The sequence below is a fragment of the Mesorhizobium sp. M7A.F.Ca.CA.002.04.1.1 genome (genome assembly GCF_004022805.1).
GTDB lineage: Bacteria > Pseudomonadota > Alphaproteobacteria > Rhizobiales > Rhizobiaceae > Mesorhizobium > Mesorhizobium ciceri.
Map to the genome: position 1 here is coordinate 1 of NZ_RZPL01000174.1, position 8,880 is coordinate 8,880.

Genomic DNA, 8,880 nt, shown 5'->3' on the forward strand with positions numbered 1-8,880 from the left:
ACATAGCACAGATCGGCGCCGCCGGTTCCACCAGGCGACACGGCCAGGCTGCAACCGGCCTGTATCAGGCCGATGGCCGCATCGGGTCGGCGTCGGCAGCGTGGTCGCCGTCACATTCGGAGCATGCCGCGCTGAGGCCGGGGCAGCCGCGCCGGTGGGTGCCGGCAGGGCAACAATGGCCGTTGGAACTCGTCCAGCGCGGACATTGGAAGACCTGGCCAGCGCCGCCGCAGCCGCTGCATTCCAGCGTCGCCGACCCCACGCCACGAGGTATCGCCCCAAACCTGACGCTTGTTCGCAAATTTCAGCCCACCCAAAATTGCTGCACCGGCACACCGCTGCATTAGCCCCGGCTAACAATATCACATTCGTGATTACCAACAAGTTTCAATCGCGATGCGCCGGAGAGCCGTTCGGGCCGGCGTGTCGTCAGGCCGGCTTCAGCCGCATCGCGGCGAGATACATGAGCGCCGAGGCGGCCTGCCCGCGGTCCCAGCCGGCAGCCTCGACCTTGCGGAGCAGGGCGTCGAGATGCGGAGCCAGCATATCCCTGCATTCCTGTTCGTAGGCGGTGCTCATCGCCGGATGCCGCGGTGCGCCGATGGTCAATGCCTTGGCCATGTCCGTTTCCCCCTTTGAGGGAGCAACGCTATACCGTCGGCCGGCAAACCGAAAATCGCTCCTTGCCGTCGGTGTGAGGCTTCGAAGCCTGCTTCGACCCGCGGCAAGCGCCCTGTCGAGAAAAATTGGCCTGGTGTGTCGGATCTGGCGTCCGTCGCGCGTCCTAGGAGCGAGCAACCTGCAAAGCTGGAGAACGAGCATGTCGTCGCAAATCACTCAATCGCCGTGGCAGACCGCGGCCCTTCTCATCGCCCGGCTGATCTTCGCCGGCGTCTTCCTGATGGCGGTGACGTTCAAATTCATGGGCATGGCGGCCACCGCCGGCTATATCGCCGCCGCCGGCTTTCCGTTTCCGCTGTTCCTGGCCTGGTGCGCGGCGATCCTGGAAGTCGCGCTGGTGCTGTGCTTCCTGACCGGCGCCTTCTTCACGCAGGCGGCCCTTGTCGCCGCCGCCTATGTGCTGTTCCTGGCCCTTGCCTTCCACGGACCCAGCCACTGGGCCGGCAACCAGGCCGAGTTCGGCTTCTTCATCGACCATTTTTCGTTCCTGGCCGGACTGCTGTTTGCGGCGGTGCATGGACCGGGCAAGGTGCTTTCGCTCAATTTGGGATGGCCGGGCAGGGCTTGAGGCGAGGGCAGTGGGCCACCGCGGACGCATGCCGGCCCGCCGGCACCGTTCACAGCTGGTCGTTGTAGGGTTCCTTTATCTTGCCGACCATGCGGGCCAGCTTTGAGAAGGACGGCAGCTCCGCCTCCGGCTGGCACTGGTTGGCGAGTTCCAGCAGCCGGATCGGAAAGTTGACGGCGTCGCGGCTGGATGCGGACATGCCTTCGGATCGTTCCTCGTTGGTTTCGCCGGCCTCGGTCTTGCGCAGGGCCAGGTCGATTTCCTCCGCCGTCAGCACCCCCTTTTGAACCAGGAGACGATTGATCGAGGCGACGGCCATCAACAGGCCTTCGAGTTGCAGGTTGGCGACATTCATGGCGATTGCTCCCGTGGCTGGGGTTGAAACGCACGAGCGGCATTTCCGCTCCAGAAAGGCTGCGGGCGAACGCCTATTCCTGCGTCAGCCGTTCGCCATATTCGCGCCACAGCGCCTTGACCTCCAGGTTGCCGAGGCTGCCGATCGAAACATCCCCACAGCTGATGGCGACGGCGCCGACGTCGTATTGGGGGTAGGCGTTGGCGACGAAACGGATGGCTTCGCCCAGCGAACGCACGCGGATGACTGGATCGGCCTGACCCTGGCCGGTGCTGCACACGCCGGAAACCGTGGCTGGTGCATGCCGCATCCTGAACACGGATGCCATGGCTGGTCTGTCCATCGTCCTCTCCCACAAGGCCGTGCGACGGGAATCATTCCATGAGCTTCGACGAATGATTTCACACCTGCCGGCTTATGACCAGCCGCCGGCAAAAGCAGGGTTTTACGCGCTTTGCCAGCGTCGCTCAGCGCGGGAGTTTCGACCAGACTAGGAATTTTTTCTCAGAAAGTGGTTGACGGGGTGAGTGCAGCTTCGCCTTCCAGACGCTGAACCCTGTGATCGGCACCGACGACATTGTGCTGTCGTTCTACCAGTCCGACGACACAGTCGGGGATATCCAGGCAGCCGCGCAAGGCATCATCGACCAGGCCCAGGCCGCTGCGGACGTAGCGACGGGCGCCATGACAACCGTGCTCGATCCGCAATTCGCGACCAAGGCGACGGCGGAGGCATTTTCCCCACCGATAGCACCCACATACATCCGCACCGCCTTCTACGACAGCTCTCAGGTGGCAGGCAGTGGCGCTGTGTACCGCAAGAATGGAACGAATGTCGGGGATTTGGTGATCATGCTGAGCGATGGCATGACGAAGACAGGCTATACGCTCGCCTCGACCCCGGTGACGGCATCAATGCTCGGGGCGCGTGGTAACGGTACAAATGCCACGGCTGCTATCAGTGCACTGCTCGCGGGCAGCTATCCGCATGTGCTGATTGACGGCTCCTACCAGACCGACGGCAACCATACGATCTCGACAGCGAAGAAGCGCGTCGAATGCCTGGGCGGCTCTGCCCTGATCCTGCGCGCGCCAGTCGGTGCCGTTACCGGCCACCATCCCGTCATCGATATCGCTGCCGATGACGTCCTGATAGACGGGGACCTCACGATTGATGGTGGATCACATGCCGGCTACCAGGCTTCTATCGGTATTCGCGTCGGCCTCTCCACTGGTGCACGCCGGAAGCGGCCGACAATCCGCGGCGTGAAAGTCCGCAATCTCGGCCTTGCCGGTGTGATGGCGCTCTGTGTCGACAGCCCGACGATTGAGGACATTGACGGCTATAACATCGTCACGCCAACCGGCGGCGAGTTTGGCGACACGGTTTACGTGGCCGGCGTCCGCAAGCCGATCGTGCGCAACATCCGGTCGGCGAAGTGCAAACGCGACGGTGTCGTGTTGACCTATACGGGGAATCTAAACACCACCGACGTGTTGGTCGACGGGGTTTTCGCCGATGCACATCTCGACAGCCCCTCCGCCGGTGTCTGGGTGGAGATGACCGGTGCGCGAGATCCGCGAGGGATCATAACTAACGTGGTGGCGAATGACTGTCTGATTGGCGTAGCTGCGACTGACGCCAACAGCGAGATCGTCATTTCGAATGTCAAGGCAATCGGCAACCGGCTCTCCGGTAGTTCTGCCGGTAACGTCTTCGGCGTTCAGATTCAGTCGGGCCGGCTCGATAACTGGTACATCGATCGCTACAACACAGCCCTGCAATTGGAACCAAACGGCGAATATCAGTTCGCCCTCAGCTCGCAAGTTGGATCGTTTGCGATTAGCGAAACGGTCAGCGGCGGCACCTCTGGCTCGACCGGAACCCTGCGGTTCCAACATTTTGAAATCGTCATTACCGGTTCAACCCTCGACTATGAACTCGGTGAGACGGTGACAGGCGGTTCATCCGGCGCGACGGGCATCTTGGTCGACTTCTTTGCCAACGTGCTGAGGGTCTTGCCGATAAGCGGAACGTTTCAGGCCGCTGAAACAATCACTGGAGGCACCTCTGCGATTGCCAAAACGGCAAACAGCGCGACCCAGCGCATCTATGTGCGCGGTTCGGCCGGCATCTTTCGGGCTGGCGAGACTATCACGGGCGGAACGTCAGGTGCCACAGCCGTAATCGCCGCGCCCTACCAGACGCCACTTGCGATCGGCCCGGGCACGTTGATGAACTGCTCGACCGACGCCATTGTCGTTGCGAACGTAGTGACACCGGCGAGCCTTAGCCTTTCTGGCATCAGGGGAAACACCCAGTCGCATGGCGTCCGGTTCAATCTTTCGGTGGGCCAACGGCTGCGCAAAGCCAGTCTCAGGGACATCGCCCTGAAGAACCCGACCTCCATTGGCGTTGCCTTTCGGGTAACCACCGGCGGCGCGATAGACGAAATGCTGGTCGATGGCTTTGACATGACGGAATGGGTTGGCGATGGCACCGGCAGTTCCATCACGGCCGGCACCGTGACCAGGTTTATTGGCGGCAACAATCCCGGCCTGCAGGGGACGTCGAGTGTGCCGATCAATCTGAGCGTTAACACAACGCTGTCCGGGCTTCACAACCGGGCACTCTGCCACAACAACAGCGCCGGCGCGACGTGCACACATACGCTGCCGCCTGCCGTGCCTGGCCTTCGGATCGGCTTTGCCGGGGTACACGCAACCCATGTCATGAACATCGAGCCCAACGGGACGGACACGATCAAGGGCGGCGGTGCAGGCAAATATCTCATTCTCGATCCCGGCGAGCGTGTAACCCTGGAGGCATACGCAACGGGCTCATGGGTGGTCAGCGCGACAGTCGGTTGGGCGGGCGATTTCGAGTTGTGACTTTGTCGTTGTGAATGACCGAATCGCCTAGGTTGCTTTTTTGATCCAAATAGTCGAACGAAAGATATGGTCCTCGCTCTGTGGTCAATGGTGGCCGTGACCACCTTTATACTTGTGGCCCGCCACAATCGGGTTTCTGTTGTAGCGATTGGCTATATCGGCCTTCTTGCTTATTCGGTGCCCGCGCTGATTGGCTTCACGCGGCCTGTGAGCGCGAAAGGATTGGTGCCATATCTTGAGCCGGCGTCGTCGGAAGCAATTCTGGTGATGGTCGCTGCTTGGCTAGGGTTCGGGTTGGCGCTGCTGCTGATGCCTTCGTCTGTGGGCGGCAGGCGTCCCCCTTGTTACCAACTGCACCCGATGCGGGTCATCTGGTTCATTCGGTGCGCGCTGATCATTTCTTTAGCCTGCTATGCATGGATGGCAAACAGGGCTGGACTTGAGTGGTACGCGATGGAGCGTGCCGACATCTATGACGCCGTCGGTGGGCTCATTTCCATCGTGTGGCGTTGGGTCAGCGGCATCGGTCTTCTGGCATCAATCTATTTCGATAGGCCATGGGGTCGCGGCGCTCGTATTTATCAAGCCATCTTTGCGTTAATGGTCGCACTTAATGCGATCGCGGGTGATCGGACGGTCCCGGTGATCTTGGCAATGGCGTTTGCCATCGTGTTATTGTGGGAGTGGCCGATAACGAAGGCGGCCCTGCATTGGAAGGCATGGGCGATCGGGCTGGCGACGCTTGCGATCATCTTCTTTATGAAGCCCTTCTATCTGGCCTACAAACGCGACCTGCCGTTTGGCAGGATGCTGACAGGCGGTTCTGATCCGATGGCTATGGTGGCCTCCTGGGAAGCCTTCGGCACTCATGAAAACATCGAAGGGCTGATTAGGAGTAGCACGACCTATCCATGGTGGAACACGGTTCGCGATACCTTGGCGCAACTGCTAATTCAGCCGTCGGCCTTCGGCTTCGACAGCACTGGGTTCAACACGGTGCTCCAGACCCAGATATTTTCACAGGCGTTGTACGGCTTGGCTGGTACATTCTGGGGGCAGGCGTGGGCGATTGGCGGTATTCCCGTTGTGATCGTATTTGGGTTGATCTATGGCGGAGCGTTGGTGGCGTTGCATCATGCTTCGCTCAAAAGTAAGGGTATGTGGTTCTTCTTCTGGATCATCCTCGGCAGCGTGATTGGGGTCTATGCGCACCGGAATGCCTTGGAGAATGTTCTTGCGCAGGCACGGCAGCCATTCGTCGGTTTCGTGACGATTCAGGTCTTGGTGTGGGTACTGCTCTTCGGGCGCTTCCATACCAGCATTCCGGCTGTTCCGATTGTGGGTCGAGACTACGGCAAATGAACTGACGTTGAGCGGCGCCTTGGGGGAGGCAAATGAATGGTGGAGCAGGTATATCTCGATCGGCAGCATGATCGTCTTGTATTCATCGACCAACCAGCCGACGAAGGATTCTGGGACGATCGTTGGGCGCAATCCCTAACAGCAACGGACATTCGGAAAAAGAGCGTCTTTGTCCAGCATGTTACCCGAAAGTATTTAAGCCCGCCTGATCGAGTGATTGATGCAGGCTGCGGTGTGGCAAACACAGTCTTTGGGCTCCATCACGCCGGGTTCGAGGCATACGGACTAGACTTTGCCCCCGTAACCATCGCTAGAATCAAGAAGCACGCCCCCGAACTTAATATCGTTCTCGGCGACGTGCGAGAAATGCCATTCGAGGATGCCTTTTTCGAAGGGGTGTGGTCCTTAGGGGTGATCGAACATTTCAAGGATGGTTACGCATCGATCATCGAGGAGGTACGCCGAGTGCTGAAACCTGGCGGACTCCTTTTCCTAACTGTCCCCAGCGTGTCGCCATTGAGGCGTCTAAAGATGCGGCTCGGTCGATACGAAGATGTGAGTGCCGCGGACATGGCTCGATTTTACCAATTTGCCTTCACCCCGAACGACACAATTAGAACGATCAGCGGGATGGGGTTCCGGCTTTTGGAAAGTCGGTCCAGGGGCGGATATCTGGGGTTGATGCGGGAAAGCAATTTGTTCAAGCGCCTGCTTGAACCATTGTATGAGAGCCGGTCGCGACCGATGGTGACCTTACGACGCGCGATCGACTTAGTGATCAGTCCAGTATCGTTTCACACAAAGCTGTTCGTCTTCAAAAAGAACTAGCTGAAACTGAATTTTCGAACTCCGACCTCAGTTACTTGTATCCAGCACGAGTTGTCGCGGCGCTTCGACTGAAGTCCTGTTGATCATTTCCGCAGCGTCAACGCGCCGAAGACTCATTCATTGATCTTTATCCTGACGGAGCTTCTCATCGATGTCTCTCAGGCTTTTGTTGTACGCTCGCGTCTCTCGCCGCACCCCTATCGTGGCAATAACTACCCACGCGATAGAGAAGGCGCCGATGAGGACTCCTAAAACTAAATGTCTTATGTCAGGCATATGTGCTTTTGCGCGTCCTAGGTGCGTCAATGACTTACCGAGCGCACGATTCTCTTGCCGATACTCAGAATTTTAAGTCTGTATCTGCCAACTTGGCGAATGATATCCAGAATCATAATCGCCCGCGCCAAGCCTAACCTCCACCCGGCGAACATACCAAAAATCAAAAACTGAACAACTGCCCGGAAGGGCGGAAAGGAAACACCATGGACCGCAACTTCGCGCGGGCGCTTGCGCTTGTTCTCAAATCGGAAGGCGGGTGGTCGGACCATCTGGCCGATCCTGGCGGCGCCACCATGAAGGGCGTGACGCTTGCCAGCTTCCGCCGCTATGTGAAGGCGGGCGCGACAAAGGCGGATCTGCGCGCGATCAGCGACGCGCAGGTCGCCACCGTCTATCGCCGCTTCTACTGGGACGCTGTGCTCGGCGCCGAGTTGCCCGATGGCGTCGATCACGCGGTATTCGATTTCGCCGTCAACAGCGGGCCTGGCCGGGCGGCCAAATATCTGCAGGCGGCCGTCGGCGTTGCGCAGGACGGCCGGATCGGACCGGTCACCGTCGCGGCGGCCAAGGCAAAGCCGGCCGGTGTGACCATCGATGCACTTTGCGATGCGCGGCTGGCGTTCCTGAAGCGGTTGCCGACATGGGCAACATTCGGGCGCGGCTGGTCGGATCGGGTCAGGTCGGTGCGGGTTCAGGCCCTGCTGATGTCGGCGCAGCGCCCCGCCGCACCGGTGACCGCGGCGGCGCCGCCCAGGGTCGAAACATCGGCCAATGGGGCGCCGTCGGTTCGTCTCGAGCAGCCGACGCCCGGCGGCAAGACGGCTGCCGTGGCCGGCCTCCTCGTTCTCATGGCCGGAGCGCTCGCGGCCGTCCGGCATCAGATCGCCGATTTTTTCGGAAGCCTGTTTCGATGACATGGTTCAACACCAATGCGCTGCACAATCTCCTCAACACGCTGATCGCCATCATCTGCGGCGGCGCGCTCGCCGGCTTTGACTGGACGCTGCTCGGCGTGAGCGACCGCACCGCCCTTCAGATCAGCGGCGCCATTGCCCTTGCCAAGATCATCATCAACGCGGTGCGTGACGGGCCGCGCGGCATGGTCGCGCCGGCCAAGGAGACATGAGATGGGAACACTCGCTTTCGCGCTGCTTGGCCAGGCCTGGCCGTATCTTCTGGCAATGGGCGCCGCGCTCGCCGGTGTCTGGACGGCCTACGCCAAGGGCAAGGCCAACCAGAAGGCCAGGCAGGATGCCGCCGACGCCGCGGCGCGCACCGAAGCCCAGGAGATCGACGATGCCGTCGCCGGCCGGGCGCCGGACGACAACAGAGGGAGGCTGGCCAGATGGTCAAAATCATAGCGCTCTCGCTCCTGCTGGCCGGCTGCACCACATCAGGCGGATCGTTCTGCGCGGCCGGGCATCCCATCCGGCCGACAAGGGCAGAGGCGGCGGCCCTTTCCGACGCGTCGGTGGCGGCGATCCTGGCTCACAACGAAAAGGGTCAGAAATTTTGCGGCTGGAGGCCATGATGAACGATCTTTTCGACCTGCTCGGCATCAAGGGACCGGTCGTGGCGGCGGGTCTCGCCGGCGGCGTTCTGCGCGCGCTGTCGCGGCATCGCTACAAGCTGCGCGAAATGGTGGCCTCGCCGATCTGCGGCGCGCTTGCGGCGGCTTATCTGACGCTGCCGGCGGTCTCCTACGCCAGGATCGCCGGCCTGCCGATGCCCGATCCCGCCGACGACACCACCACGCTGGCGGCCGCCTTCCTGATCGGCGTCTGTGCGATGTGGATTTCGGACGTGCTGTTCGAGTTTGTGGTGCGGAGATTCAAGCCGGGGGTGGAGGAGTAGCTGTTGGCACCGCGTCGTCTGTTGGCTGCTGCCTGACGGAATTACCGAGACAGGTGGACCT

12 protein-coding genes are annotated in these 8,880 nt (G+C 60.6%); 9 read left to right on the forward strand and 3 right to left on the reverse strand.

Annotation, left to right across the window (positions count from 1 at the left end; genetic code table 11):
• Positions 1-429: 429 nt before the first annotated feature.
• Positions 430-621, reverse strand: coding sequence for a hypothetical protein (locus ENZ75_RS11830; protein WP_013530778.1), 192 nt, complete (start codon positions 619-621; stop codon positions 430-432).
• A 199-nt stretch (positions 622-820) separates the two neighbouring features.
• Between ENZ75_RS11830 and ENZ75_RS11835 the strand changes: the two genes are divergently transcribed.
• Positions 821-1,249, forward strand: coding sequence for a DoxX family protein (locus tag ENZ75_RS11835; protein WP_063168563.1), 429 nt, complete (start codon positions 821-823; stop codon positions 1,247-1,249).
• A 49-nt stretch (positions 1,250-1,298) separates the two neighbouring features.
• Here the strand turns inward: ENZ75_RS11835 and ENZ75_RS11840 are convergent, their stop codons facing one another.
• Positions 1,299-1,604 carry a hypothetical protein gene (locus ENZ75_RS11840; protein WP_013530780.1) on the reverse strand — a complete coding sequence of 102 codons (306 nt, stop codon included), beginning with the start codon at positions 1,602-1,604 and terminating at the stop codon, positions 1,299-1,301.
• A 73-nt stretch (positions 1,605-1,677) separates the two neighbouring features.
• Entirely contained in the window at positions 1,678-1,947 is a 270-nt protein-coding gene (locus ENZ75_RS11845) for a hypothetical protein (RefSeq protein WP_063168562.1), read from the reverse strand.
• A gap of 215 nt (positions 1,948-2,162) precedes the next feature.
• Between ENZ75_RS11845 and ENZ75_RS11850 the strand changes: the two genes are divergently transcribed.
• From ENZ75_RS11850 to ENZ75_RS11885, 8 genes are all read left to right on the forward strand, one after another.
• Complete coding sequence (locus tag ENZ75_RS11850; protein WP_063168561.1) at positions 2,163-4,496, forward strand: hypothetical protein; 2,334 nt, start codon at positions 2,163-2,165, stop codon at positions 4,494-4,496.
• 66 nt (positions 4,497-4,562) lie between these two features.
• Entirely contained in the window at positions 4,563-5,858 is a 1,296-nt protein-coding gene (locus tag ENZ75_RS11855) for a hypothetical protein (protein WP_063168560.1), read from the forward strand.
• Positions 5,859-5,894: 36 nt separating this feature from the next.
• Positions 5,895-6,686 (forward strand): class I SAM-dependent methyltransferase, encoded by a 792-nt coding sequence (locus ENZ75_RS11860; RefSeq protein WP_063168559.1) that lies wholly within the window; start codon positions 5,895-5,897, stop codon positions 6,684-6,686.
• A gap of 482 nt (positions 6,687-7,168) precedes the next feature.
• The gene (locus ENZ75_RS11865; protein WP_063168558.1) at positions 7,169-7,879 is read left to right on the forward strand and encodes a glycosyl hydrolase 108 family protein; all 711 of its coding nucleotides are present in this window, start codon (positions 7,169-7,171) and stop codon (positions 7,877-7,879) included.
• Positions 7,876-8,091: a hypothetical protein gene (locus ENZ75_RS11870; RefSeq protein ID WP_063168557.1), complete on the forward strand. Its 216-nt coding sequence runs from the start codon at positions 7,876-7,878 to the stop codon at positions 8,089-8,091. The genes ENZ75_RS11865 and ENZ75_RS11870 overlap by 4 nt, the downstream gene beginning before the upstream one ends.
• A 1-nt stretch (position 8,092) precedes the next feature.
• Positions 8,093-8,326, forward strand: a complete 234-nt coding sequence (locus ENZ75_RS11875; RefSeq protein ID WP_013530787.1) for a phage-related exported protein — start codon at positions 8,093-8,095, stop codon at positions 8,324-8,326.
• Complete coding sequence (locus ENZ75_RS34595) at positions 8,311-8,496, forward strand: hypothetical protein (RefSeq protein WP_063168556.1); 186 nt, start codon at positions 8,311-8,313, stop codon at positions 8,494-8,496. The genes ENZ75_RS11875 and ENZ75_RS34595 overlap by 16 nt, the downstream gene beginning before the upstream one ends.
• Complete coding sequence (locus ENZ75_RS11885) at positions 8,496-8,819, forward strand: hypothetical protein (protein WP_013530789.1); 324 nt, start codon at positions 8,496-8,498, stop codon at positions 8,817-8,819. The genes ENZ75_RS34595 and ENZ75_RS11885 overlap by 1 nt, the downstream gene beginning before the upstream one ends.
• Positions 8,820-8,880 lie beyond the last annotated feature (61 nt).

Bases quoted from the DNA above. Each gene is read 5' to 3' on its own strand.
- ENZ75_RS11855 (WP_063168560.1), top strand. From the start codon at position 4,563: ATGGTCCTCGCTCTGTGGTCAATGGTGGCCGTGACCACCTTTATACTT.
- ENZ75_RS11865 (WP_063168558.1), top strand. From the start codon at position 7,169: ATGGACCGCAACTTCGCGCGGGCGCTTGCGCTTGTTCTCAAATCGGAA.
- ENZ75_RS11840 (WP_013530780.1), bottom strand. From the start codon at position 1,604: ATGAATGTCGCCAACCTGCAACTCGAAGGCCTGTTGATGGCCGTCGCC.
- ENZ75_RS11870 (WP_063168557.1), top strand. From the start codon at position 7,876: ATGACATGGTTCAACACCAATGCGCTGCACAATCTCCTCAACACGCTG.
- ENZ75_RS34595 (WP_063168556.1), top strand. From the start codon at position 8,311: ATGGTCAAAATCATAGCGCTCTCGCTCCTGCTGGCCGGCTGCACCACA.
- ENZ75_RS11830 (WP_013530778.1), bottom strand. From the start codon at position 621: ATGGCCAAGGCATTGACCATCGGCGCACCGCGGCATCCGGCGATGAGC.
- ENZ75_RS11845 (WP_063168562.1), bottom strand. From the start codon at position 1,947: ATGGACAGACCAGCCATGGCATCCGTGTTCAGGATGCGGCATGCACCA.
- ENZ75_RS11875 (WP_013530787.1), top strand. From the start codon at position 8,093: ATGGGAACACTCGCTTTCGCGCTGCTTGGCCAGGCCTGGCCGTATCTT.
- ENZ75_RS11860 (WP_063168559.1), top strand. From the start codon at position 5,895: ATGGTGGAGCAGGTATATCTCGATCGGCAGCATGATCGTCTTGTATTC.
- ENZ75_RS11885 (WP_013530789.1), top strand. From the start codon at position 8,496: ATGAACGATCTTTTCGACCTGCTCGGCATCAAGGGACCGGTCGTGGCG.
- ENZ75_RS11835 (WP_063168563.1), top strand. From the start codon at position 821: ATGTCGTCGCAAATCACTCAATCGCCGTGGCAGACCGCGGCCCTTCTC.